This window comes from Megasphaera stantonii, from assembly GCF_025567065.1.
GTDB classification, from domain to species: Bacteria; Bacillota; Negativicutes; order Veillonellales; family Megasphaeraceae; genus Megasphaera; species Megasphaera stantonii.
Genome location: NZ_JAOQKD010000008.1, coordinates 72,933 through 98,872, shown reverse-complemented (window position 1 = coordinate 98,872; position 25,940 = coordinate 72,933). Strand labels below are relative to the sequence as shown.

Below are 25,940 nucleotides of genomic sequence, written 5' to 3'. Positions count from 1 at the left end.
CAAACGGTAACCGGTGGACAAACCGTTACTGGCGGCCAGGATGTGACCGGCGACCAGACGGTTACGGGCGACTCTACGATTAACGGCGACCAGCATGTCACCGGCACCACCACGACCGACGGTGACCAGAACGTCGGTGGCAGCCAGGATGTAACAGGTGACAGCCATGTCGGCGGCAATCAGACAGTCGACGGCTCGCAAACGGTAACCGGTGGACAAACCGTTACTGGCGGCCAGGATGTGACCGGCGACCAGACGGTTACGGGCGACTCCACGGTAAACGGTGACCAGCATGTCACCGGCTCCACCACGACCGACGGTGATCAAAATGTTGGCGGCAGCCAGGACGTTACAGGTGACAGCCATGTCGGCGGCGATCAGACCGTTGACGGTAATCAAGATATTGGTGGCAATTTGACTGTAGAAGGAAATAGCACTACTAATGGCAACTCCACTATCCATGGAAATGAAACGATTGACGGGAATTTAACAACGAATGGGAATTCTACCACGCATGGAAATTCTACTGTCGATGGTAACGAAAATATCATGGGAGATAGTCATATTTGGGGTTCCCAAACCATTGATAAAGACCAGACGGTCGGTGGAGATCAAGATGTCGAAGGTGATTCGTCTATTCAAGGAAATCAAGAAGTCGGCGGCAACCAGGATGTCGTCGGAGACTCCCATATCCAAGGCAACCAGACTGTTGATAAGAACCAGACGGTCGGCGGTAATCAGGATGTCGTCGGAGACTCCCATATCCAGGGCAGCCAGACCGTAGACCAGAATCAGACCATCGGCGGTAATCAGGATGTTGTCGGTGATTCCCACATCCAGGGCAGCCAGACGGTCGATCAGAATCAGACCATCGGCGGTAATCAGGATGTCGTTGGTGATTCCCACGTTCAGGGCAGCCAGACAGTCGATCAGAATCAGACCATCGGCGGCAACCAGGACGTCGTTGGAGATTCTCACATCCAAGGCAGCCAGACTGTAGACCAAAACCAGACGGTTGGCGGTAATCAGGATGTCGTCGGTGATTCCCACATCCAAGGGAACCAGACCGTAGACCAGAATCAGACGGTTGGCGGTAACCAGGATGTCGTCGGTGACTCCCATATCCAGGGCAGCCAGACCGTAGACCAGAATCAGACCATCGGCGGTAACCAGGACGTCGTCGGTGATTCCCACGTTCAGGGCAGCCAGACCGTAGACCAGAACCAGACCATCGGCGGCAATCAGGATGTTGTCGGTGATTCCCACATCCAGGGCAGCCAGACGGTCGATCAGAATCAGACCATCGGCGGTAATCAGGATGTCGTTGGTGATTCCCACGTTCAGGGCAGCCAGACAGTCGATCAGAATCAGACCATCGGCGGCAACCAGGACGTCGTTGGAGATTCTCACATCCAAGGCAGCCAGACTGTAGACCAAAACCAGACGGTTGGCGGTAATCAGGATGTCGTCGGTGATTCCCACATCCAAGGGAACCAGACCGTAGACCAGAATCAGACGGTTGGCGGTAACCAGGATGTCGTCGGTGACTCCCATATCCAGGGCAGCCAGACCGTAGACCAGAATCAGACCATCGGCGGTAACCAGGACGTCGTCGGTGATTCCCACGTTCAGGGCAGCCAGACCGTAGACCAGAACCAGACCATCGGCGGCAATCAGGATGTTGTCGGTGACTCCCACATCCAAGGCAGTCAGACGGTCGATCAGAACCAGACCATCGGCGGCAATCAGGATGTTGTCGGTGACTCCCACATCCAAGGCAGTCAGACGGTCGATCAGAACCAGACCATCGGCGGCAATCAGGACATTATTGGTGATTCCCACATTCAGGGCAGTCAGACGGTCGATCAGAACCAGACCATCGGCGGCAATCAGGATGTCGTCGGAGATTCCCACATCCAAGGGAACCAGACCGTAGACCAGAATCAGACGGTTGGCGGTAACCAGGATGTCGTCGGTGACTCCCATATCCAGGGCAGCCAGACCGTAGACCAGAATCAGACCATCGGCGGTAATCAGGATGTTGTCGGTGATTCCCACATCCAGGGCAGCCAGACGGTCGATCAGAATCAGACCATCGGCGGCAATCAGGATGTCATCGGAGATTCTCACATCCAGGGCAGCCAGACCGTAGACCAGAATCAGACCATCGGCGGTAATCAGGATGTTGTCGGTGATTCCCACATCCAGGGCAGCCAGACGGTCGATCAGAATCAGACGATTGGTGGTAATCAGGATGTCGTCGGAGATTCCCACATCCAAGGCAGCCAGACAGTTGATAAAGATCTTTCGGTAGGCGGCAACAGCCACATTAACGGAAATCAGGAAATTGATGGATGGCAGACGGTTCATGGTAATCAGGTAGTCAATGGGGATCAGGCCGTTGATGGACACTTGACAGTCAATGGCGGCGCGACTATCAGCGGCGACACCGTAATGAACGGCAACCAAGTTGTCAATGGAGACAGCACCATTACTGGCAATAGTTACGTAACCGGCAATCAGTCTGTCACGGGTAACAGCCATATCAGCGGCAGCCAGACCGTGGACGGGCAGCTGACCGTAAACGGCGGTGAAGTTATTAATGGAGATTCCACAATCAACGGAAATCAGACCGTCACCGGCGATTTCCAAGCATCCGGAAACGCTACAATCGGCGGTAATCTGGTAACCAGCGGTAACGCGGACATTTACGGCAACCAAACGGTATCCGGCAATTCTACTATTGGCGGAAATCAAACGGTAAACGGCCACTTCACTGCGAATAACGGAGAAACGATTTATGGCAGTTCGGAAATCATCGGCGATTCCCATATCGCTGGAAGCCAGACCATCGACGGCAACCAAACTGTCGCAGGCAACAGCCATGTTCAGGGCAGCCAGGTCATTGATAAAAACCTTACCGTCAACGGCGATGGATATGTCAAAGGCAACCAGACAGTCGACGGCGATCAGCTGGTTCAAGGCAACGCTGCCGTTCAGGGCAGCATAGCCGTTGGCAAAGACCTTATTGTTAAAGGCAATGCCGAAGTTGATGGAAATCAGCTTGTCAAAGGCGATTCCGCTATCCAGGGCAGCCAAGCTATCGGCAAAGACCTCATTGTTCATGGTACGTCATACGTCCATGACACAAACGTTGACGGCAAGCTTAATGTATCCGGCTCCACCTCTCTTGGCGGAACCTTGGAAGTTACCGGCCCTGTACTTATGCACAGTGATGTTGCAGTCGGCGGGAACCATTATGTCGCAGGAAGCCAGGAAGTCCTCGGAAACGGCATATATCATGGCAGCGTAGCGGTAGGCAAAGACGTTATGGTCGGCGGCAGCGTAGTAGCTAACGGTAACGTAAGCGGTAATAATCTGTACGCTGCAAACGATGTCTTTATCGGCGGACAAAGCCTCAGCAGCCGGTTTGGCTCTCTTGACAGCCGCATTAGCAAAGTCGGCGCAGGTGCAGCCGCATTGGCAGGCCTCCATCCGCTCGATTACGACCCGCTCAATAAGTGGGACTTCGCAGCAGGCTACGGCCATTACAGCGGCGCTGACGCCGTAGCAATCGGCGCTTACTATCGGCCGAACGAAAATACGATGTTTAGTCTGGCCGGTACGGTTGGAAGCGACGAAGACATGCTGAATGCAGGACTTAGCATTAAATTCGGTCCCGGCACGGCAGGAAAATCCCGCGCAGAGCTGACAAAACAAGTTGCAGAAATGCAGGAACAAAACGCCAAACTCGCGCAGGAAGTACAGACGATGAAACAAGCGCTGTATGCACTGGTCGGTATGGTCGACATGACGAAAGTCAAGGAAATGCCGGATGTACCGCAGGATCACTGGGCGAAGGATGCTGTGGATCATCTAGCCGGCAATGGGGTCATTGAAGGATATCCTGATGGAACCTTTAAAGGTGACAAGACCATGACGCGCTATGAAATCGCAGAAATGCTGTACAAAGCCTTGCAAAAAGGCGCTCAGGTAGATCCTCAAATGCTCAAAGAATACGCACCGGAGCTGGAAGCGCTTCAAGGCCAGCACAAATAGTGCCGGTTCATGCTTATGTGTATCAAATCATGCTGAATAGGCACAATTAAATACATTAAATATCTTTGGATATGAAGAAAGGCCGCTGCAAATGCGGCGGCCTCCTCCATATTCATTTAAACTTCTTGTGCCATACAGTCTTCCAAAAAGACTATTGCGATATATTTTTAACGGCTGTGGAGCACAGCGGCTAAAAATGTACCGCAACGGCGGTCTATATGTCTAGGAAAGGAGCTTGTACTATGGAAAACTTGTCTAAACGAGCTTTACGCATTGGGATTATTGCTGGCAGCATGTGTATATGCACAGCTGCCTATGCAGCGATCCCGGTTATCGACGACCAAAACATCCTGCAGCAGCTGAAAACTTACGAAGAAACAGTAAAAGTCGTCACCAATACAAAGGAACAAATCAGCCTGCAACTCAAAGAGCTGGAAAAACTTCCCTCCCATATTCTCAATGGATATAAGCAGACATTGGAAAACGGCCGGGAAAAAATTGCAAGTATCCTAAAAGAAGAAGGCACACTGCTCAGAGCAGACGCTGCCGAACAAGTGGATGTCACGCAGTATATCCAGAGCCATATCCCTGGTATTGTCGGCAACGATCTGCCCCAAACCTTGCAGTCCGCACGTTCCGCCAGGGCCGTAACGCTGGCAACACTCATGAATAACAACGAACAGACACTCAAATCCTTGCAGCAATTAATGAAGGAATTAGATGACGTCAACGATGCCCTAGAACAAGCCATGGAAGACAGCGCCAACGCGACCGGCGCCATGCAGGCCCAGCAGGCAGCGAATCAGATAGCGGCCTTACAGGCCCGTGCCCAACAGATCCGGATCACCATTCAAGGGCTGCAGGGGCAGCAGCAAGCTTTAAAACTGCAAGCGGAAGCCCAGGAAAAGAAAAATCAGCTTGACATGCAGGAAGCCCAGGGAAAAGCGGAAAAAGAAGTTATCGCCGAAATGCAGCGTAACACTGTAGAATACGCACCCGTTTCCAATCCATGGAAAACATATGGCAACCTTAAATTCTTCTAGCGAGGTGGCACAATGGACTTTTCAAATACCACAATATTCAACGATATTCTCGTCTTTTTCGAGCGAGCCAGTGTGACGGGCATGTTAAACCTTCAGCCCCATGCCAAATACTTGGTCGGCGTATTGGCGATTATTGACCTGTGCACGACTTGGACCTTATACGAAGGCGAACTTCGCATGAGCCAAATGGTCAGCAAAATTATGAAGCTTGGCGCATTTTTATTTATCATCATGAACTGGGCCGAAATCAACTACGCGATTATGGCCTCTTTCCAATATGCCGGCCTCACTGCCGCCAATATACCTACCGATTCCGTTATACAGCCTTCCAATATCATTGATAACGGCTTCAAAGTAGTTTCAAATCTCATGGACGGCTTGTCCAGCGTTGGCATGTTTAACTTTGGTAAAGCTCTCATGTACCTGATTACGATCGGCCTTGTTCTTGTCAGTTTTTTCTTCATGGCAGTTCAAATTCTCATTACAAAGATAGAATTTAACGTATTCGCCAGCCTAGCTGTTATTCTACTCCCCTTCGGTGCTGTCAGATACACCAATTTTCTCTGTCAGCGCTGCATATCTGCCGTCTTTGCCTTTGGTGTCAAGCTGATGGTCATGTACTTTATGATCGGCCTCATCCAGTCTATGGCCGGTACTGTAGAAGCCATCCCGGAAGATGCCGTAACCTTTGCGGACATGTTAAAACAGGCCGTCGGCTATGTTGTTCTCGGGTTCCTGACATGGAAAATCCCCAATCTTGCTGCCATGATGATCCAGGGCACGCCGGCCCTGGACGTTTCGCCGGCTGCCTTAAAGCAGTACAGCCAGCAAGCAGCCGGTATGCCCCGCAGCGCTGCCAGTAAAGCCTTCAGCGCTTACGGCAACCATCGGGCTACCTTGAATACAGCCCGGATACGGGCAGGCGTCGTTCCCGGCACGGTCGGCGGTACGCAAATCGAGCCCAAAGGCCGGTCTGTTGGTATGGAATATATGCGCGAATTGTTCCGGCAAAACATGGCTAACTCTATGGTCGGCAAATCCATCCTCCGCGGCGCCAACAATTCCTTGTATCGCTCTGAAGACTGGGTAAACTGGAAAACGGGCAAATATAAAGAGGATAAGCAGTCGAACCGCAACGATTACAAGGACCAGAACTGAGGTGTTGTACGTGAAACGTATCCTCGGTTTGCTTTTTATATTTACTATATGTTGGTCCGCAGCTTTTGCTTACCCGCCCGTCAGCTCCGGAACCGTTACCGGCCCTTGGATGGAAGACCGCGGTAGCTATAGCCATCATGGCCTCGACGTCGGTATCCCCGAAGGAACGCCCATACGAGCTCCCTTTGACGGTTATGCCGAAGGGGCTCCCGGCAGCGATTATGTGTACTGGGTATTAGTTACCAGTAAAAACGGCGATGCATGGCTGTTCGGGGACTGCGCCTTTGAATCGGAAAACTGCGCCCGCGGTGAAGTTAAGGCCGGCGACATCATCGGCTACGTAGGCGGCGCCTACGACGGCCCATATGGCTATTCCAGCGGCGCGCATATACACTTTGAATATCATCCCTTTGGCTATAATAACGGTATGGTAGATCCAACGCCATATCTGCAGGCGTTGGGCGTAAGCCTCGACGGCTACGTCGGCGGCGACGGGGATTTTTCCGGCGGCCTGTACGGAAAAGACGATAAAGGCGTCCCCTGGGGCGTGGAAGGGATGTATGAAATCGGCAACGACTTTAACAAAGTCATCAAAGATTTTTCCACGGCTGCCAATAAAGCGTTTACCTACCTGCAGCAGTCCATCTTCGCCTACCTGGCAGCTCTTTGCATCATTGACTTGGCGCTGCCTATTCTCATCGGCGGTATGGTCATTTCCCGCCAGCAGCTTATTACTAAAATCATGAAATATGCCGGCCTAATGGGTATCCTCTTATGCTGGCAGCAGTTTACGGACAATATCGTCTTGAATTTTATTACATCCGTCGCCGGCACATATAACGGCGGCCTCGATGAAATCTCGGCCAATATGTCGCAGCCCCAGCTTCTCCTGCAGCACGGCATCCGCATGATAGCGCCGGGCCTCAACAAAGCGGCAAGCTTCACGACCTATGAATTTGTCAATAATATTTCTACTGTTCTGACTTTGTACGTCTTTACGTTTTTAGTGATGGGCGCGTTTATCTTTCTCGCCCTGTACGTCACCATGGTCTATATCGAGTTTTACGTCTCAGCCTCTCTCTGCACGGTCACCGTCCCATTTGCAGCCTGGCGCATGACCCAGTTCTTGCCCGAAGGCAGCGTTGGCCATATGATTTCCTGCGGCCTCAAACTACTGTTGCTGTCTATCATGATTGGCTTTTGTGTGACATGCATTAAAGACGCGCAACCCCAGGAAATTTTCCAGGCAACGACAACGCAGGGCGTAACCAGCGGTACCGGCCAGACCATCGGCCCGGCAGATCTCGTCGCCATGGCTGACGAAAAGGCAGATAAGTACGGTATCCCGAAAAATCTGTTTGAGGCCATTATCCAAACGGAAAGCAGCTGGAACCCGCAGGCCGTCAGCCCTGTCGGCGCCCAAGGCTTAGGACAGCTCATGCCGGACACGGCGGCAGAACTCGGCTGCAGCGATCCCTTTGACCCAGAACAAAACTTAGAAGCTTCTGCAAAGTACGTCAAGCAGCTCTATGACATGTTTGGCGATTGGGACCTTGTCCTGGCGGCTTACAACGGCGGTCCCGGAGCCATTTCACCGGGCAGTCCTCTTCCGGACTGGGCTACGGATTATATTAACCATGTAAAGTCCAATCTGGACGGCACTTATGTATCCCACAGTCCAATCACAGCTGAACAACTTACTAAATATATCCGGTTGTGCCTGGCTATTTTCGGATTGATCTTTTTGACATGGAAAGTGCCGCGATCCATTATGCAGCACTTAGGAGGCCCCATTGAATTACCACGTACTTAAACACCTTTCTAAAGCCCAAATTTGTATGGCTGCCGTCCTCGCGGCGGCGGCAGCCATGCTCACGGCCAATACCTTTTTTGGCCCTATCTTTTATACCAACAGGACGGCATCGGCGCCCCGCGGCATCTACCTTGCCGTACCAGGCCAGTTAAGCTACGGCGATTATGCTATCGTCGCGTCGCCGACATCGATACCGGATATCCATATACAGCAAGGCGATTTACTGCTAAAAAAAGCGGCTGCCTTTCCAGGCGATACCTATGAAATGACAGCCAGCCGCCTGGCCGTAAATGGCCGCGTCTATCCCGTGTATCACCTGCCGTACCTGCCGACGCAGCCTGCGGGCAGTTATGCTGTCCCGGAAGGCACTATCTTATTTCTCAACGACCCGGTCATTTCACTGGATTCGAGATATTTCGGGCCAATTCCCCAGGCTAATATAAAAAAGAAAGTCATTTTGCTCGTCAATTACGATGCAATCCATTCATATTTTTAGGAAGTGATGTCATGAAACGCAAACTTGCAGTCCTGCTCAGCGCAACCCTCATCATTACCTTATCAGCCGGCCTGGTATCTGCCGATGCGAGGCGTATCCTCCGTCCAGGCGACCATGTCATTGACGTAAAGAGGCTGGCGGACAGCGTGAAAGAAACAGCCCAACGGGCCCAGGAATATCAGAACCAACTGGATAAGTACAAGGATATGCTGATCCTGTATTCAGGCCTGCCGGAACTCAATCAAAAAGCGAACGAAGCCGTACAAGCCATGCAGACGCAGCTCTCCGGAGCCAGCTTAGTCCTTAAGCAAAACCTGTCTCTTGACGACAGTATCCTGCGAAAACGCCCCACGGCTAATGAAACCTATCAGCCAACCCATATACGGGAATACCAGCAAAGCCTGCTCAACGAGCAGCAGCTTGCAAACAAAGAGGCCCTAACAGTGTATCAACGCACATTACAGCAGGCCCAGGAGAGGGAAGAAGCCATAGCAGACATTGCCGCCACGGATACGGACGGCATCGTCGGAACCCGGCAAAAAACAGCAGCCATGGCAGCGCTCCAATCCCTGCATGAAACAGACGAAGCCCGTGCCGCCGGCGCCGCACTTATCAACCAGATTGAAACAGACGAAGCGCAGTACGCAGACATGAGGCGGCAGCAGGAAGAAACCAAGCTGGGGCAATTTTATCTGTATGATCCCTATAACCCGTCAGACTACGACGAGGACCATGCGCCCCAGACAGATAATTTCGGATTCCTGTCTACCCGGGACACGGGAACATAAAAAAAATCGTCCATGCACGGCGCATGGACGATTGCCTATTATTGATCTTTGAACTTAGATACATCCTTCCAGGGATTCGACGGCGGCCCAGCCGGTACAGCCTGTTTCAGCATGTTGGCAATGGATTTCCGTTCCGCGATTCCCTGCTGCCACTGCTTTTCCCGCTGTTCCACAGCCGTCTTGATAGATTCCAGCTGCGGAGCCAAGGACGAATCGCTTTCAGCGTATTCTTCCATTTCCTTCAGCTTGGCGTTAACTTGATCCATAATTTCTTGATTCTTCTGCTCTGCCGCTGAAATAGCCTCATCCTGCTTCTGCAGGTCTTCGGCATTGTACGTAAAGTCCTTATTCGTCCGGACCTTAACGTTTTCTGCTTTTACAGCTACCGCCTGCTTCATGAGCTGCATGACTTCGGCATGGGCTTTATCGAATTTCTCTTTTTCCCCACATCCGCCCAGAATCAGCATACACAATACAAGCAATCCCACTAATACGCTTCTTTTTTTCATTTTCTCCACCTCTCTAACTAAGAAATCAACCTGCGCACGGCCAGCCGGACAGCCTCGGCTGAGGAAATCCCTTCTTTGTCACAATATGACATAAATTTATCATACTGTTCCTTATTTAAATAGGTCACTACCCGATACTTTTGTTTCCGGGACTCTTCTTTCCCCATATGCTCCGTCTTGGCCGTTGACCCATGCACAGGATCGCCATCGGCAAAAAAATCAGTAATCTTCTTTCTCTTCGGCAAGTCTTCAAACATATTATCCCTCCCAATCCGATGTTATTTCATGTACTAATGAGTTGATTTCTTCTGCGCTGCGCTGATATTTCCGTTTTAGTTTAGCGCTCTTGCTTTCTGCCAGGAGTTCACTCACCGATCGGCCTTGTTCATACGCTGTCTTAAATGCAATCCGGCTGCCAATAATCGTCTGACACAGTTTAAAATGGTTAGGTTTGCCATGGATATACGCCTGCATATCCCCTATCCGTTTCGTGCTCCGCGTATCGGCATTATTAATCACAACATGACTGACAAGATGCAGATCCGCGATTTCCTCTGCTTTTTCAAGAATTTCTTCAAACATCTGCAGCCCGTAGATTTCCACAGCCGACGGCGCGCATGGCGTCAATATGTAGTCCGCAAAAAACAGGGCTTTTCGGTTCAGCGGGCTGTCAAAACCGCCCACATCCACAACCAGATGTCCCGGTTTTTGTTTGAACCAGGCAAACAATTCCGGCAAATGCGCTTCCGGTACTGGTTGCTGATAGTCAAACTGGCACTGGCTTTCTGCTATAGAATAACACGATATCGCCGGCAATCCTTCCCGTATCCGCTTGCAGTTAAAAATAATGCTTGAATGCTGCTTATCTAAATCCAGCAGCTCCGCGCCCAGCTCGACCGCAAGATTTGTCGCGAGCGTGGATTTGCCAGTACCGCCTTTTTGATGTGCTACGGTTAGTATCATATTCCATCCCTCACTTATTTATGAGTACTATCAAATGCTTCCAGCCAGCCACGGATGAAGCTCACTTCATCATCTGTCATGGCATCCAATTTGTCTCTTATAAACGCCAGGTCCGCCTGCCGCTTTTTCAATGACTTCAGATTATCTGAAGACTTGCCGCTATAAATCCAGTCGATGGAAAATCCCATATCCGCTAAGGTCTTCATTACTCGGACCGATGGCTGCCGGGTTCCCCGCTCAATGGCAGATAAATAGGATTGACTGATTCCTAATTTCTCGGCAAACGTGATCTGGTCGTCCCCATAACTTAACCGAACCGCTTTAAACCGCTTGCCGATTTCCGTTTCTGTTGATGTCAGCATCAATTCCCGTTTCTTATCACTATCCATAGTTCCACCTGTGTTAAATATAATATTGTTTTTACACTATTTGTAATATTTATAGCTATATTTTATCACAAAACACATGCAATGAAAAGGGGGTTTTATAAAAATGTACACAGTATATATTGCCGAAAAACCAGATATTGCGCGGGCTATCGCAGCCCACATTTGGCCTGACGGCACGTATCAAAAAAATAAATATGATATTACAAAGGACGACACGGTTGTCTGCTGGTGCCACGGCCACATCTTGCGACCGAAAGAACCGGAGGAATACGACACTGCGTATAAATCCTGGTCAGAATATCAGGTATTTCCTCCCAAATGGGCGGTCGTACCCATGGCGAATGAAAAAGACTTGCTGACTGCTATAGCATCCCATCTCAAAAAAGCGGACGTCGTGATCCACGCCGGCGACCCCGATCGGGAAGGGCAGCTCCTTGTCGATGAGGTCCTGATATATTGCGGCTACAAAGGCCCGGTTAAACGCCTGTTAATCAACGCAAAAGACGACGTCAGCATGCAGCGGGGCTTCGCTTCCATGGAAGATAACCAAAAATATAAACCATTATATGAATCGGCTCTAGCCCGCCAGCAAGCAGACTGGCTGGTCGGCATGAACCTGACCCGCGCCTATACGACCAATGCACGAAAATATGGTTATGATACGGTCTGGCGAATCGGGCGGGTACAGATCCCAACACTGGCTCTTGTCGTTCGCCGGGAACGGGAAATCAATGCATTCAAGAGCAAAACATATTACGAGCTGCTAGGCACATTTGCAAAAGACAATATCCCATTCAAAGCAAAACTCGTACCAGATGAGGACTTGCCTATAGACGAAGAAAACCGTGTTCTCGACGAACATGTCTTAAAAGCAGTCAAGGAAAAAGTCAGCCAGGCAAATGCAACGGTAGAAACGGTAGAAGAAAAAGAAGGGACAAAGCAGCCGCCACTCCCTCATTCGCTCGACACGCTGCAGGTCCTGGCAAATAAAAAATTGGGTCTGTCACCGGGAGAAACCCTGGCAACAGTCCAAGCCCTTTATGAAAAAAAATACGTTACCTATCCCCGGTCGGACTGCAACTACATCCCATCATCGCAAAAAGATGATGCCCAGCGCATCTTGGTCATGCTGCAGAACTACGGCTTGCCGGCAGCCATCACCGCCAATCCAGCCATTACTTCCAAAGCTTTTAATGACGCTAAAGTCACGGCTCACCATGCTATCATACCGACAGGCGTTGAACCGCAGGATTTGAATGACAAAGAACTTAAAATTTATCAGCTGATCGCCGAATATTACTGCTACCAATTTTATGATCCCTACCGGTTCAAAAAGGTCTCATTTACGATAAAAGCTGCCGACTGCTTGTTTAAGGGTTCCGGCACACTGCCCATTACATTGGGATTTATGCAAATATACGGAGAAAAGGAAAAGCCAGAAGACAATGCTGTCCTGCCAACACTCAAACCAGGTGATGAAGTAACTGCGGACTATGCCATCGCGCAAAAAAAGACAACGCCTCCGAAACGGTTCACGGAAGGCACGCTTCTTGCAGCGATGACCAACATCTGGCGGTTCATCGCATCGGATAACCCAAACCGAGAAAAACTCAAAGAAGTGAAAGGCATCGGCACACCGGCAACCCGCGATCAAATCATTGCCAAGTTAGAAGCAACAAATGGAAAAGGCCATAAATTAGAACCGTACATCACCAAAAAGGGAAAATCTACAGAATTAATCCCGACGCCTATTGGCTGCGCGCTCATCGATACGATCGACCAGAGCCTTACCTATCCGGACACCACAGCAGTCATGGAGTACGAGCTGTCAAATATCGCATCCGGCAAGATATCCCGAGACGCCTATATTACAACAGTCATCGACCTGGTAAACCGAAACGTCACGCACGCTGAAACGGTGGTATACCCGGCGCCGCCAGGCAAAAAAATCTTTGCCTGCCCCATTTGCAAAACCGGGCAGCTCCTTCGCAAATATTCCGCCAAGCATACCATGCACTTCTGGATATGCAGCAATAAAGACTGCATATCGCCGGTCACCAAGCAGACCGTCTTTTACGAAGACCATGACGGCGAGCCAGTCCTGGCCTTCTGCCCTCACGACAATGCCCCTCTGTCCCGCTGGAAAGGGAAGTACGGGCATTTTTGGAAATGCAGGGTCTGCAATAGCACATATAACGATGCTAACGGTAAACCGGATTTCACTAAAAAGAAAAAATCAGCTAAATAACTAAAAAATATATTAAATCATGCCATATCGTGTCTATCTGTCACAAATAGGCACGATATGGCATAAATTAGCATATAAAATAAAAGAAAGGACATCCGTCATGAACGAATCCACAGGATACACAGAAAACAGGGAAGACGAAGATCCAGCTGTTTCTGCATTCGATAAACAACACGACAACGACATGCTGCCCAACGTACCTGAAGATGAGGATAGCCAAACGGAGACAGTACCGGACGCTACAAACTTGCCGGCTCATCCTATCCGCTCACCATCCCCCACTTTCCCTCCGGAAGATACTCCAGACGATACACTATACAATGACATATTCCGGGAACAACGGCAGCCAGAGGAACAAAAGCTTCCAGATCCTCTTATAGGAGAAGCTGAACATCAGGCTGCACCTGAAAAATTGCCATGGGACAGCCCGCAGTTACTGGACTCTATACAACAACTGGAAAAACTGTGTGCAAATTTACAGGATAGCCTGACAGCGTATCAAGCATTTACAACGACTTTAAACGAGACAGACGCAATCCTCGCCGAAACGCTGCATACCCTGTCAGCAGAAACCCAGGCCATGACAACCAACCGGCAGGCTTACGAAAAAATCATGACAGAAATGAGCAGGACGGCTCATTGGTTGGAACACACCAATAAACGGTATACGGAAATGATGGCTGCTATGCCGATACAGGCCGAAAAAGCCTATACCGGCATGATCCAAAAGCACGCTGCCAACTATCAAAATCTGATGATAAAATTAGGCAAACTCATTGAAACCAAGGTGTTAAAACCACCGAAAGCAACCAATTACTATGCTATTGCCGGCATACTGATTGCACAGACCATAGCTTTGTATGTGTTACTAAAATAGGAGGTGCTATGTATTGGAAACGCTCACTCCGGAAGACTACAAGCTCCGCATAGAGCATTTACAGCAAATTAAAACCGCAATGCCCGAAATCTGGCAGATGATTACCCAATCGCGCTGTTGCCCATCTTACATTGGCTTGACAGACTACTGCCGCTTTGAAGCCGGCTATCAGTGTGAAACATGCTGGCTTGCCAATCTGCCAAAAGATCCCGAAATAGTTCCCGAAGCATAGCGGTATTATGGCATGTTTATTATGGCTGTTTTGCGCGCAAAGAAAAGGACTTCCGCTTAGTTTTGCGGGAGTCCTTTTTCTTTTATACTTGCGTTTCAGCAATTTCTTGTATCTTTTCCATGGACAATTTTGTAATCCGTGCAATCATATCATAGGGCAGACCTTCTCGCAATAATCCTAATACGATTTCCTCCTGCGCAATTCGAGCTTTTTCTTGTTCTTTACGGAGTTTTTCTTGGGCGATTCGAGCTTCTTCCTGTGCAATCCTGATATTCTCCATCATGGAAATGTAATCCCGACGGGCTTTTTCCTGTATTTCATACTTTCTGCGCAATTTTTCGTCTTGTGTAAAATACATCTCGCTTTTCATCGCTTCTTTAATAGCCGGTTCGCTCATCGCCAACACCTCCCGTTCCTCATCGCTACATTGGTTAGAAAAATAGGCAATCCACTGTTCCGATTTCTTCAGGTTCCGTATATCGCCAATGCGGATTTTCTCCAATTCGATAAAATGCATTTCCAAGTCATCCAATAGCCGGTCATTCGTCTCGTCATTGCAAATATGATAGGAATGATGGCAGGACGTATATTCAGGAAACGCATTGAAATCCATCAGGTTAATGGAAATCGCCTGCATAAGTTTATTATATGGCTCGCCTTCATGCAGTTCTCCACTGTACATTTTTGACCAGTAATACAACGAACGTCTCGCCATATCCGGGTCTTTGCATACCTGCACTTCAATATTAACCTGCGTGCCGTCATTCATCCTTGCCCGTATATCCAGAACAGAAACTTTTCCATCCTGCTCAATCGGGGTTAATTCTTTATCCAGAAAATCTAAATCCGTAAATACATTATCTTCGGTTCGATTCAAAATACTGTTGATAAAGCTGAGAGTAAGCGTCTTTCGTTTCACGTCGCCCAATAAATATTTAAAGAATACGTCGTTCAGCCGGTTTAACTTCATGTCATCTTACCTCCCTATATGTATTGTACCATGCTTTCTCTACCAAAGACCATCATATATCTATATAGTACCGTATAAATTCTTCTCCTTGTTCGTCCCCTTTTGGCTTTCGGCAGGTATTAAGCCAATCCAATACATATTGTATCTGCCCGTCAGTAAGGCTTATCTGCGTCCCTTCCTCATAATCAACTCCTGTAAATAACACGTCGCCAAAAATTAAATCGGTATAGCCGTTTTGCGTGAAATAGAAATTCGGCTTATTTCCGTTCATTTTGCCTTCTTCATTGACAATCATGTCAATGCCATTGGCGACGGGTACGATTTCAATTCTCCCCTTTACAATCCGCTGGGACGTCTTCAAATCATCTTCTATAATCGTGACCCTTGGATTCCTACCAACTTTTTTGATAACTACTTTAATTTTTCCCATACATATGCCCCCAATCGCTACAATCCCATCGTTAAAGCTTTATACGTCACCTTTGCAATACAGTACAATAAAAATCCACCATTGATGAGCAGGATAGCTTTTAATATATTCTTGTCCTGTCTTCTGATTCTTTCTATCATTTTTTTATGCCGCCGTTTTCGCATAGCCTGCCGCAGTTCCTTCCGTTCTAAATCTATGGAGTGAAGCAACGCCGCAACCTCATAGCCGTTATTGTTTGTGTAATCATAAATACGTTTCATAGAGACCATCTCCTTGTCATATTCTAAGGCATTGCCTTCGGTGGCATAAAAAAAATACATTCTTCCGCCGATGCAAGGACGGCGCAGCCGCACCGTTTATCCTTGTATCGGCGGAAGAATGTATTATGATCTAGCCGCGAAGGCACTTTATTTATGTCTTTTTATTATGACTGTTTGGGCGATTTTTTCACAAAAAAAAGTGCTCCATGACTATGCATGGAGCATCTTCAGAATACATCACTATGGCTTCCAGTTCGCAATAAATCAAGAATTAATTCATCTTTTTGAATCGCATAAATCAACAGCCAATCTGGCTGTATATGACATTCTCTAACAGAATCCTTACCCATATAATGAATCAGCTCATGGTCATGATTCTTCGCAGGCAGGGGTTCTTCGTTCTGTAACTTGGTAATGACCTCCATCAGTAAATCCTTATTTAATCCCCTCTTTATAGCCCTTTTATAATCCTTCTTAAATTTCGTGTGGTATCTAAGCTTAAGCATCCAAATCCCTCATCAGCTCATCTACAGTATCAAATGAGTTTGACATATTTATCCCCTCATGCGCTTCTTTTATAATGCTCAATAACTCATCTGACAATGGATGTGAATTAGTCCGCAAGGTAGGTTTAAACGGTAATCCCTGTTCCCGAACAGCCTGCGATAAGAAAATTGTTATAGCAGAAGATAACGTAAGACCCATGGCAGCAAACAGTTTTTGGGAGTCTTTTTTTAAGGATTCATCAATTTTAATTGTTGCACTTACAGTTGCCATATATATCACCTCTTGTGGATATTATATCATATAATACGTCTATAGTACATATAAAATATGTACTATAGACGTATTATAGCTTTATATATTATATGTATCCTAACTCACATAAACTTGTAAAGGTACCGTCACCAATAATAATATGATCTAAAACAGGTATTTCCATGACTTGGCCAGCTTGGAAAATTTTTTGCGTTACGTTAATATCGTCACGGCTAGGCGCCGGATCGCCACTCGGGTGATTGTGTACTAAGATAACCGCAGCGGCATTGTACTGTAAGGCCATTTTAAATACTTCGCGGGACTTTGCTAAACTCGCATTAATTGTCCCCTTAGTCAGTGTCTTGACCGTAATCAGTTGATTTTTACAAGTCAGCAGGGCTGCTCTAAATTCTTCTTGTGTCAAACACCGCATGTCTTCCATGACATAATCTGCTACTGCACGGGGCGTACTAAAGTCCGGGGCATGTAATTTTACCCGTTCCTTGTGCAGTCTCCTTCCCAGTTCTACGGCGGCGTATAATATTTCGGCATTGCGCTTGCCAATACCGTCAATCTTGTTCAAATCCAGTACATCCAGTTCACTCAAATCGTATATATTTTTATGCGGCAAGCTGTCCATTACATTTTGCGCCACTTGATTAGTATTGACTCCGCCTAACAATACAGAAAGAAGTTCCCTATTGCTTAACGTTTCCGCTCCATACAGCGCCATTCTTTCCCGTACTTTCATTGGCCATCTTCTCCCTTCATGGATTTATGTTCTGGCATGTGCCTTCGCGCTTTTTTCTAAACGCCGCTTTTTCTGCTGGGCAAGGCCGGCAACGCCGTATATTTAGCCTTGCCCAGCAGGAAGAGCGGCGTTACCCTGCCAATGGAAGGCCTGCAAATTAATTCTATGTATTAGGGCTGTTTTATACTGATTCGGCACGAAACGTGCTTAAAAAGCATATTTCGTGCCGAATATGGTTAGTCCCTCATGAGGTCTTCCCAGTAAATAGACCTTGTCGTATCCGACAAGCCGTAAATCATTCTTTCAATTTCCGCTCTCATTTGCCGTACTTTTTGAGTTTTTTCTTCTACGTTTAGCAAATCATATTTCAGCCTTTCAATTTCCTCCTGCAAATTATTTTTACGTTTCTGTATCATTTGAATCCACCCATCGCTGACAATCCGAAATGATTTTTCCTTTCGTATCAGCAAGTTATCCTTCTCAGGGTCGGCGGATGAACTTAAGTATTTAGCATGATGAAGATATATGCTTTCAGCAACGACAATAGCATAGGTTGTCTTATCATATTGTATGAAGATTTTTCGATTTTTCCTCGTATATGCGTTTATCGAGCCTATAGCCTCAAAAAATTTTTTATTACAGACTTTGCCATCAAATATTTTGATAATTTCCGCTATTTTATCATATACAGGTAATGTATCTTCGTAAAACTCAATGATACTTTGCAGGATTTGTTCTTTTTCCGTCATTCCTGTCCCTTTCCTTTCTTTTCACAAAAATCAAAATCATTTAACAAAATACGCCAGTATGACTTATCCTTGCCGTCATCGCCAGTAAACTTTACATGCTCCATGTTGCCTTTTACATTGATTCGGCTACCTTTCCCGAAATGGTCAGCAATAATCTCCGCCTTTTTCCCGTACGCCACTATTCTGAAGTACTGCGTTTTTCTTTCCTTTGAAAAAAAATCATAATAGTTTTCGGCAATCGTAAACATCGCCATGGTCTTTTGTTTTGCCGTAATGCGTACATCGACTTCTTTAGTTAGATTCCCCAAAACTTCAATATGATTCATACTATCAGCTCCTTTAATATATACCCAGGCATTGCCTTCGTTGGACCAAAGAAAAATACATCCAGCGGCAAGTGCAAGGACGGCTTTGCCGTACAGTTTATCCTTGCACTTGCCGCTGGATGTATTATGATCCAATCGCGAAGGCGCTTTATTTGTGTCTATGTATTAGGACTGTTTTCGAGTCAAAAAAGGCGGCCTGTAAAAAGCCGCCTATATGGCAATCATCTTTAAATCCGTTCATAATGTGTCCACATGCTAATAATTTTAATTACTTTCTCATTCTCATAAACTTCATACACCAAGCGGTGTTGCAAATTAATTCTTCGTGAAAATAATCCTTGCAAATTTCCTATCAGTTTTTCGTAAGAAGGCGGGGTTTGATACGGGTTTTCTCGAATTAAGTCAATTAGTAGTTTGGCTTTGCTGTCCAGATGAGCCGCCTTTAATTTAGGAATATCTTTGACCGCCGCTTTTGTATACTTAATCGTGTACACCTACCATTGTACCTCGCTTTCGTCCATACATTCAGACAATGGCGTATCTTTGCCCTTCATCACCTTTTCTTTCATTGCTGGATTCGAAAGAATCTTTAACGTTTCCACCATACTATTATATTCGTCTTCACTAATAACAACGGCATTGCCTATCTTTGTATTGATATTGATGCATTCATTATATTTAACCGCATTTTCCAGTAAGGAAAATAAATTTTTTCTGAAAGAAGTAGCATTGGTATGTAACATATTTATCACTCCTTATATGTACATAATAACGTACATATTTTATTCTGTCAATCCATAGCTTCAATGTCGCACGTATTGCATGTTAATCCCGCACTTCGAGCATATGCAATACATGCTTTATTTACAGCTACATTTTTGTATACTTCATCATTTGCGAATAATTTGGCTTGGCAGATAGTATGTTCTCTCACTTCCAACATAGCAGTTAACTTTCCTTCTTTATTTACGACCACGACAATCTGCACATGACTGCCGATTCTCCGGGCATATCCGGCAGAACAGTTTTTTAATTCTATGGCCGCTTTTTTTAGTTCTGACTTTCGTTCAATGCACTTAAAATTATAGCCGTTAATATTCTTCCGCAAAGATTGTTTCAGCTTTTCCGATATACCAAATATAACTTCCCGGTCATCCTGTCTCGCTACGGCAACGGAAAGCCAATCATGCAAATGAGACAGCGGCACATCTGCTTTGCAAAACTCTCTTTTTGTAATTTTATCTGCACACTCCCATAACCGCAAGGTATCTATATACAAATCAATCTTACCTGCTATATGTTTCCATGTCATGACCGACATGTACTGTGCATAAAAGGTACGGATAAACTTACATATCTGCATGACTTTTTGTTTATATGTATCTATATTCCAGTATATATTTCTTCTATCCACAGGGGGTTCCATGGAAATAAAAGTTTTGCTGGCCTCATTTGCCATAGCAAGAGTAGGAAGGGAATAGGCATGCATAAACGCAAATATGTTTTCATAAGTGAGATTACGGCGAACAAACGACGTATTGGGCAATCCCAAAACCTGTAATACAGCTTGCTGATATGACATCCCTTCCTTTTTCATTATCTTCTCCACATGGATTTCCCAGTTCTCAGGCAAATGCTGTTCTTTTAACCGATATTCTTTCCATTCTTTAAAAGACAATCTCCCTATCCCATTATATGGCATCACTGGTGCATCCCAGAACCGCACTTTTCTGGCAATAGCCAAGATGCTTCCATACAGCCGACATGATTCATTTCCTTGTAAATAAAACGCTTTTCTGCTGTACCCTTTGTTGACCATATGCTGATTTATGCAAGCACGTAATTTTCGCAGTAATATAGTCAGATTTCCGCTTTTTATAATGCGGCGGTAGTGAAAGAAAGACAATGCGGTTTTCTGCCACATTTCTTTCACATCGGTGTAATATCCTATCGCCGTTTCGCCAACAACAAGACCCTCAACGATTTGTTTCCAATCTGCTCTTTCGTCCTTGATATTAAACGCAAACACTTCTTTGACATTCTTATACCATTCGATTTTTTCTTTTTCACAATCAAAGCGCATGCCATCATATGTAAGCCGTACTTCTATTTTATCTTTAAACTCAATGACCGTCATGTATAGTCGATACGGCAAAATACTTCTGTCATCGGTCGTGAACATGATTTCACGTCCTATGCCCGTATGCTTCCTGCCACAACACGGGCAAATAAGCGATGTTCTGTGATACCATCTATTAAATTTAAACATACCGCCGCATATATCGCAGTACGCATAATAGATACCGCTATATCCACTCGCTTTTTCAGCGACAAATACTGTCGGCGTCCCGTATCGCTGATAGTCTGGCACCCGTGCGCCGATGCAACATTCAGCAATTTTTCTCATCTGAATCACCGTCCATATCTACATCGGCAAACAGGCTGTCTGCATCTTCTTTCGCTTTCTTCAAATCTTGTGCAATGGCTTTGGTTTCAGCTTTCTTCTTATTTTCCGCCTTGATTTTCGCTTGCTCCGCTTTGCGCTTCTGTTCTTCTTCCTGTTTCCGAGACGCTTCATCCGCTAACAAAGCCTCCCTGTGCTTGTCTAACAGCCGCAAGGCTTCATCTAACGCTCGCTCTTGTGTATCGCAAAACGCCTGTAAATACTTTGTCTTCTCCGGCGTTTCTGCATGGTCTTTATCATATGCAATAAGATTATTAATTACATTGATAAACTCTAACTGCATCGAAAACGCGGTTTCCATCGCCTGTACTGTCGATAAATCTTGTTTTACAAGTCCCATAGCTAAGCCTCCTTTGCATTGCTTTCGCTGCCATTGATCCGGTACAGCGGCAGCGGGAAAGCAAGGGCGGCAGAGCCGTACCATTTACCCTTGTTTTCCCGCTGTTGCTGTGCCATACTTTCGCTGCGAAAGCACGCAGTTTAGGCCTGGGTATTAGGGCTTTTACATAAAAAAAGAGCTGCCGATATGACAGCTCCCTATACTTGTGTCTCACTTCAATGGTGTAAGCATACGTTAAAAACATTCTCTGCCCAACTACTAGTAGAAACTAATCCTGTAATGCCTTTTCTCATTTCACTAGTTCTGTATCTCCAATCACCCGAATACCTATCAAATGTCCAAAATACAATTTTTTCTAATTGTCCATCACGCATACATTTAACTGCACAAGTCATAGCCGTATATGATTTATTCCAGCGAATAGATTCTGTTACAACATAGGCCTCATACTTATCAGTTAAGTTACCAGTAGCATATGCCCAAACATCGGCAGCACCTACTTGTTGCGTAATAAAAAAAGAATTAAAAAAAAATAAGTAAAAACATTACAAATGCGCAGATATTTTTCATATTAATACCAACCTTTCAAGAATCAGTTGCTCAACGATGAGAATCTCTTATAATACTTCTACAAAATATCATAAAAGACCTTTTTGAGATTGATATATAAATTATTTCCTTTCCACAAACCAACGACCAATCACTGGCCCGGATAAATTAGTGCTCCTTTCAAAAAATAGCGACGTAATTCGGCCTTTTATGCGTATTGTATACCGATCTCCTTGTCCGCCTGCTTTTTGAGCTGCTGCCGGAACTACGCCTAAAACTCTGTCAATGGCAAACTTTGAGCCATCCTCCCACGCGATCTCCCGCGGCATCATCTTTCCATTCGCATCCATATCCACAGCTACTTGGACATAGACCTTTGCAGATTTTGTCATTTATATCCCTTCTTCCACTCTTTACTAACCCAAACAGATGTTTTATACTTATAATAACAGTATAGAACATCTGTTCCAATTTGTAAAGATTTCGAGGTATACTATGAAAACTATTCTGCATGCCGATCTAAATAGTTTTTATGCATCTGTTGAAATCATGCAACATCCAGAGCTAAAACATAAACCCGTCGCCGTCTGCGGCGCCACGGAAACCAGGCACGGCATTATCCTGGCAAAGTCACAGTTGGCCAAAGAAGCCGGCGTTAAAACAGCAATGACAAATGTCGAAGCCAAACGCCTTTGTCCTAACCTTATTATGGTCCCGCCTCACTATGACGAGTATCTGAAATATAGCCAGTTAACCCGTCAAATTTATGAACGATATACGGATCTCGTTGAGCCCTTCGGTCTGGATGAGTGCTGGCTTGACGTTACGCATAGCCGGATTTACGGCTCAGGCAAGGAAATTGCTGAAGAAATCCGTCAAGCAATCAAATCCGAACTGGGCCTTACGGTTTCCATCGGCATATCCTTTACTAAAATTTTTGCCAAACTCGGAAGCGATATGAAAAAACCAGACGCCATTACAGAGCTGCCGCCAAATGCTATCCCGAAAATAGTCTATCCTCTGCCCGTATCGGATTTGCTGTATGTCGGTCCGGCAACTGCCAATAAATTACGCAACTATGCCGGCATCTCTACAATAGGGCAATTAGCCCATGCCCGCCCAGATATGCTTAAAGATTTACTGGGCATCAACGGCATTAAGCTATGGGAGTTTGCAAACGGGATAGATAATGCCAGGGTAAAGCACAAAGATCATATAGTGCCAATAAAATCTATTGGCCGCGGCATCACCTGTACTGGCGATCTGCACACGGACGAAGCCGTCTGGAAGGTCATGCTGGCTTTGGCACAAGACGTTGGCCATAAGCTTCGCTTGCAGCACGTCATGGCAACAGGCGTGCAAATTTCCCTTCGGGAAAAATCTCTGCTGACCAGGCAATATCAGGCGCAGCTGTCCTTTCCCACGCAAAGCCCAAAATACCTTGCCCAGGCAGGGAAAAAGCTGCTTATCGAAAAATATCCTTGGGTCGCACCGATCCGCGCCGTCACGATCCGGGCCATCAACCTGATACCGGATACGACGCCGCAGCAACTGGATTTATTCACAGATTTTAAAAAAGTCGATAAACAAGAAAAAGCAGAGGCAACCGTCGAAGCAATCCGACGACGTTTTGGCAAACATGCCATTATGCCGGCTTGTCTTATGGGAGATTTAAAAATGCCTGACGACGGCCGCGATGAAGTGATTTTGCCAGGTATGCTGTACATATAACAATGTATAATTACCAACACTTTATAAAACAATAATCCCTCCGCAGCATGTAAACCGCAGAGGGATTGTTACATTTTTATTCCCTATAGAAAAAGAGCGCATGTAGTTGCAGCTACATACGCTAAATTGTAATGGTTTACCACCCTTTATGATACCCCATGTACTGTCTTCATTCTATCATGAAACAGGCAGTACATCAAGGGTATCTTATTCCCTTATTTTGGATTTGCAAAAATAAATTTGAAATAGGGAAATTAGATTACCAATCGCATTCCACCTTATCCAATTTTTCCTGCAAAGTCTTTTGCAATGCCGAAAAAGCCGGAATAAAGCTATCTCGAATCAACAGGATCATTTCGTCAATTTCATCTTCATTGTACATATGAACGGCTATATTGCGTTTTTTCAGCATCAATAACCATACTGCAGAATCATTTAAAAAACCAATCTTATAGGCAAGTTGCAAAATCTCTCTGGGCGATCCACTCTCTGCTCCTGACACGCCATGCAGTTTCATCACTTCTTGCAGTGCTTTCCAGGCAAGTTCAAACGTCAGATTAAATTGGCCTACAACACCCGTGCGATATATGTCATCACCGTCAGCCAGAACAAAATCCGCATGTCGCAATATATCCAAACAATTAGAAAAATTATCCAGTTTTTTCATACAGCACCACTCCATCTTTTTCGATTTCTCTTTTTAATTCCATTGAAATATTTTTATTCCCATCTATGATATCAAAAGTCAACAATGAATGAACACGTTCTTTTATATCCCAATAGAACGAATCAAAATCGCCGCCATATACGGCAATATCAACATCGCTTCGCTCGGTATGTGTACCCCTGGCCCGGGAACCAAAGAGGATAATTTTACCAATACCATGTTTTCTCGCCAAAGCGGTTATGTCTCTGAGCACTCTTTCCGGGAGGTTATGTCTCACTACCAATCGCCTCCAACATTAATATGTTATTATTTAGTTTATTATACTACGAAATATCAAAATATTGTATGCAAAAGCACTTACAAAACAATTAAACTGTCTGTCGGCAACTCATCCTTAGTTACTCCTTTTAAAATCATTTCTTTCTCTTCTTCGCAAAATTTTTCAGTGCTATGTTGCGGATAAGCTAAAATTTTTAACGTTACCGTTGTAATGCCACTCCAACTCAAATATATGTTTTTTACTCTATACCAACAGGGGAAGCCAGCACATTCCATAAAAAATGACAGGCTTGCATTTACTGCGTCCACTATATTGACATGTTTTGATCTGAACACAATTTTTTTCGGGTTATTGTGGAAAACAACAGCCCAGCGCCGGTATAGATGTAATTTCGGCCGAAAGGCTGACCGCTTGAACATATAAACCTCTGCTGCTTGTACAGTAGCAAATGACCGTATCACATGAGTTCGGTCAGATACAGTAATCCATTTCAACTATCAATCTCCTCCAATACATACACAGGTTCATTTGTCCTGAATATTTCTTTTAACTGCTCCAACCACGCTATTTTTCGCAGCTGTAATATTTCTTTTTTATTAGTTATACTAATAAGCTGCAGCAGCACCGCAATATTTGCGCGCGATGCCAAAGAGTATTCGCGGCGGATATCCATATAATTAGTTATATATAGCTCATACAAATCAAGAGCAGCAAATTCTTGATGTACGCGCGTATATTCTTCAATTCGGCGCCACGCGCTATACTCTGCTAAAACCACTGAGTCCTCAGTATATGCAACATAGGACCTTCCCAACAACCAATCCGTCGTAACTCCAAAAAAATCAGCCAGACTGGATAAATTTTTAGCCCCCGGTACCCCCTGCCCGGATTCCCAATATGTCAATGCAGTCCTTGACCGGTTGACTAAAAACGTATCTACGTCTTTCTGCGTCAACTCATATGCCTTTCGCAGCCTTTTGATCCGTTCTCCAAATGTTACAGACATAATTATTTCCTCGTCAAAACCATCTTTCTTTAGCCAAATCATAGTGCCACCACATACCGTCGGCATACCGTATACACGGAAAT

Annotated in this window: 31 protein-coding genes; 10 read left to right on the top strand and 21 right to left on the bottom strand. The window is 45.9% G+C overall.

Annotated features, from left to right (window positions below; translation table 11 throughout):
- The 6 genes from OCV58_RS06435 to OCV58_RS06410 all read left to right on the top strand — a co-directional run.
- Positions 1-4,059, top strand: a 4,059-nt coding sequence (locus tag OCV58_RS06435) for an S-layer homology domain-containing protein (RefSeq protein ID WP_154877315.1), incomplete at its 5' end; no start/stop codon positions are given.
- Between the two features lie 242 nt (positions 4,060-4,301).
- The gene (locus OCV58_RS06430) at positions 4,302-5,102 is read left to right on the top strand and encodes a hypothetical protein (RefSeq protein ID WP_107195995.1); all 801 of its coding nucleotides are present in this window, start codon (positions 4,302-4,304) and stop codon (positions 5,100-5,102) included.
- 12 nt (positions 5,103-5,114) lie between these two features.
- The gene (gene trbL, locus OCV58_RS06425; protein ID WP_154877314.1) at positions 5,115-6,260 is read left to right on the top strand and encodes a P-type conjugative transfer protein TrbL; all 1,146 of its coding nucleotides are present in this window, start codon (positions 5,115-5,117) and stop codon (positions 6,258-6,260) included.
- Between the two features lie 109 nt (positions 6,261-6,369).
- Positions 6,370-8,073, top strand: coding sequence for a transglycosylase SLT domain-containing protein (locus OCV58_RS06420; protein WP_154877313.1), 1,704 nt, complete (start codon positions 6,370-6,372; stop codon positions 8,071-8,073).
- Complete coding sequence (locus tag OCV58_RS06415) at positions 8,054-8,569, top strand: S26 family signal peptidase (protein WP_154877312.1); 516 nt, start codon at positions 8,054-8,056, stop codon at positions 8,567-8,569. Before OCV58_RS06420 ends, OCV58_RS06415 begins: the two co-directional genes overlap by 20 nt.
- An 11-nt stretch (positions 8,570-8,580) precedes the next feature.
- Positions 8,581-9,357, top strand: a complete 777-nt coding sequence (locus OCV58_RS06410; protein WP_154877311.1) for a hypothetical protein — start codon at positions 8,581-8,583, stop codon at positions 9,355-9,357.
- Positions 9,358-9,395: 38 nt separating this feature from the next.
- Here OCV58_RS06410 and OCV58_RS06405 read toward each other — a convergent pair whose 3' ends face one another.
- Genes OCV58_RS06405 through OCV58_RS06390 form a run of 4 tightly spaced genes read right to left on the bottom strand, consistent with a single transcriptional unit; the run spans position 9,396 to position 11,218 of the window.
- Entirely contained in the window at positions 9,396-9,866 is a 471-nt protein-coding gene (locus tag OCV58_RS06405) for a hypothetical protein (protein WP_107195990.1), read from the bottom strand.
- Positions 9,867-9,883: 17 nt separating this feature from the next.
- On the bottom strand, positions 9,884-10,123 hold the full coding sequence (locus OCV58_RS06400; protein WP_107195989.1) for a hypothetical protein: 240 nt from the start codon (positions 10,121-10,123) through the stop codon (positions 9,884-9,886).
- Between the two features lies 1 nt (position 10,124).
- Positions 10,125-10,829, bottom strand: a complete 705-nt coding sequence (locus tag OCV58_RS06395; protein ID WP_154877310.1) for a division plane positioning ATPase MipZ — start codon at positions 10,827-10,829, stop codon at positions 10,125-10,127.
- Positions 10,830-10,843: 14 nt separating this feature from the next.
- Positions 10,844-11,218: a helix-turn-helix domain-containing protein gene (locus OCV58_RS06390; protein ID WP_107195987.1), complete on the bottom strand. Its 375-nt coding sequence runs from the start codon at positions 11,216-11,218 to the stop codon at positions 10,844-10,846.
- Between the two features lie 103 nt (positions 11,219-11,321).
- On the opposite strand from OCV58_RS06390, the gene OCV58_RS06385 reads away from it, so the two are divergent.
- From OCV58_RS06385 to OCV58_RS06375, 3 genes are all read left to right on the top strand, one after another.
- A complete protein-coding gene (locus tag OCV58_RS06385) occupies positions 11,322-13,466 on the top strand; it encodes a DNA topoisomerase 3 (protein ID WP_154877309.1) in 2,145 nt (714 codons plus the stop codon).
- A gap of 100 nt (positions 13,467-13,566) precedes the next feature.
- Complete coding sequence (locus OCV58_RS06380; RefSeq protein WP_107195985.1) at positions 13,567-14,343, top strand: hypothetical protein; 777 nt, start codon at positions 13,567-13,569, stop codon at positions 14,341-14,343.
- A 13-nt stretch (positions 14,344-14,356) separates the two neighbouring features.
- Entirely contained in the window at positions 14,357-14,575 is a 219-nt protein-coding gene (locus tag OCV58_RS06375; RefSeq protein WP_107195984.1) for a hypothetical protein, read from the top strand.
- Positions 14,576-14,657: 82 nt separating this feature from the next.
- Here the strand turns inward: OCV58_RS06375 and OCV58_RS06370 are convergent, their stop codons facing one another.
- The 13 genes from OCV58_RS06370 to OCV58_RS06310 form a co-directional block, all read right to left on the bottom strand.
- Positions 14,658-15,545, bottom strand: coding sequence for an Rpn family recombination-promoting nuclease/putative transposase (locus OCV58_RS06370; protein WP_154877308.1), 888 nt, complete (start codon positions 15,543-15,545; stop codon positions 14,658-14,660).
- 52 nt (positions 15,546-15,597) lie between these two features.
- Positions 15,598-15,975: a DUF3846 domain-containing protein gene (locus OCV58_RS06365; RefSeq protein ID WP_154877307.1), complete on the bottom strand. Its 378-nt coding sequence runs from the start codon at positions 15,973-15,975 to the stop codon at positions 15,598-15,600.
- A gap of 17 nt (positions 15,976-15,992) precedes the next feature.
- Positions 15,993-16,235 carry a hypothetical protein gene (locus OCV58_RS06360; RefSeq protein WP_154877306.1) on the bottom strand — a complete coding sequence of 81 codons (243 nt, stop codon included), beginning with the start codon at positions 16,233-16,235 and terminating at the stop codon, positions 15,993-15,995.
- A gap of 227 nt (positions 16,236-16,462) precedes the next feature.
- Positions 16,463-16,741: a type II toxin-antitoxin system YafQ family toxin gene (locus OCV58_RS06355; protein ID WP_107195980.1), complete on the bottom strand. Its 279-nt coding sequence runs from the start codon at positions 16,739-16,741 to the stop codon at positions 16,463-16,465.
- Positions 16,734-17,012 (bottom strand): type II toxin-antitoxin system RelB/DinJ family antitoxin, encoded by a 279-nt coding sequence (locus OCV58_RS06350; RefSeq protein WP_107195979.1) that lies wholly within the window; start codon positions 17,010-17,012, stop codon positions 16,734-16,736. Before OCV58_RS06350 ends, OCV58_RS06355 begins: the two co-directional genes overlap by 8 nt.
- A gap of 88 nt (positions 17,013-17,100) precedes the next feature.
- A complete protein-coding gene (gene radC, locus OCV58_RS06345) occupies positions 17,101-17,745 on the bottom strand; it encodes a RadC family protein (RefSeq protein WP_154877305.1) in 645 nt (214 codons plus the stop codon).
- Positions 17,746-17,981: 236 nt separating this feature from the next.
- Positions 17,982-18,494: a hypothetical protein gene (locus OCV58_RS06340; protein ID WP_154877304.1), complete on the bottom strand. Its 513-nt coding sequence runs from the start codon at positions 18,492-18,494 to the stop codon at positions 17,982-17,984.
- Positions 18,491-18,820 carry a single-stranded DNA-binding protein gene (locus tag OCV58_RS06335; RefSeq protein ID WP_154877303.1) on the bottom strand — a complete coding sequence of 110 codons (330 nt, stop codon included), beginning with the start codon at positions 18,818-18,820 and terminating at the stop codon, positions 18,491-18,493. Before OCV58_RS06335 ends, OCV58_RS06340 begins: the two co-directional genes overlap by 4 nt.
- 227 nt (positions 18,821-19,047) lie before the next feature.
- Positions 19,048-19,314 carry a Txe/YoeB family addiction module toxin gene (locus OCV58_RS06330; protein WP_107195975.1) on the bottom strand — a complete coding sequence of 89 codons (267 nt, stop codon included), beginning with the start codon at positions 19,312-19,314 and terminating at the stop codon, positions 19,048-19,050.
- The gene (locus OCV58_RS06325; RefSeq protein ID WP_154877302.1) at positions 19,315-19,563 is read right to left on the bottom strand and encodes a type II toxin-antitoxin system Phd/YefM family antitoxin; all 249 of its coding nucleotides are present in this window, start codon (positions 19,561-19,563) and stop codon (positions 19,315-19,317) included.
- A gap of 47 nt (positions 19,564-19,610) precedes the next feature.
- Positions 19,611-21,002: a PcfJ domain-containing protein gene (locus tag OCV58_RS06320; RefSeq protein ID WP_267312823.1), complete on the bottom strand. Its 1,392-nt coding sequence runs from the start codon at positions 21,000-21,002 to the stop codon at positions 19,611-19,613.
- Positions 21,003-21,210: 208 nt separating this feature from the next.
- Positions 21,211-21,624, bottom strand: coding sequence for a hypothetical protein (locus OCV58_RS06315; RefSeq protein WP_107195972.1), 414 nt, complete (start codon positions 21,622-21,624; stop codon positions 21,211-21,213).
- Between the two features lie 671 nt (positions 21,625-22,295).
- Positions 22,296-22,565 carry a hypothetical protein gene (locus tag OCV58_RS06310; RefSeq protein ID WP_154877300.1) on the bottom strand — a complete coding sequence of 90 codons (270 nt, stop codon included), beginning with the start codon at positions 22,563-22,565 and terminating at the stop codon, positions 22,296-22,298.
- A 103-nt stretch (positions 22,566-22,668) separates the two neighbouring features.
- On the opposite strand from OCV58_RS06310, the gene OCV58_RS06305 reads away from it, so the two are divergent.
- Positions 22,669-23,904: a DNA polymerase Y family protein gene (locus OCV58_RS06305; RefSeq protein WP_154877299.1), complete on the top strand. Its 1,236-nt coding sequence runs from the start codon at positions 22,669-22,671 to the stop codon at positions 23,902-23,904.
- 259 nt (positions 23,905-24,163) lie between these two features.
- Here OCV58_RS06305 and OCV58_RS06300 read toward each other — a convergent pair whose 3' ends face one another.
- The 4 genes from OCV58_RS06300 to OCV58_RS06285 all read right to left on the bottom strand — a co-directional run bounded on the left by OCV58_RS06300 (position 24,164) and on the right by OCV58_RS06285 (position 25,899).
- Positions 24,164-24,571, bottom strand: a complete 408-nt coding sequence (locus OCV58_RS06300) for an HI0074 family nucleotidyltransferase substrate-binding subunit (RefSeq protein ID WP_154877298.1) — start codon at positions 24,569-24,571, stop codon at positions 24,164-24,166.
- Entirely contained in the window at positions 24,555-24,848 is a 294-nt protein-coding gene (locus tag OCV58_RS06295) for a nucleotidyltransferase family protein (protein WP_154877297.1), read from the bottom strand. Before OCV58_RS06295 ends, OCV58_RS06300 begins: the two co-directional genes overlap by 17 nt.
- Before the next feature lie 80 nt (positions 24,849-24,928).
- Entirely contained in the window at positions 24,929-25,345 is a 417-nt protein-coding gene (locus OCV58_RS06290; protein ID WP_154877296.1) for a hypothetical protein, read from the bottom strand.
- Positions 25,342-25,899: a helix-turn-helix domain-containing protein gene (locus OCV58_RS06285; RefSeq protein WP_267312822.1), complete on the bottom strand. Its 558-nt coding sequence runs from the start codon at positions 25,897-25,899 to the stop codon at positions 25,342-25,344. Before OCV58_RS06285 ends, OCV58_RS06290 begins: the two co-directional genes overlap by 4 nt.
- Between the last annotated feature and the right edge of the window lie 41 nt (positions 25,900-25,940).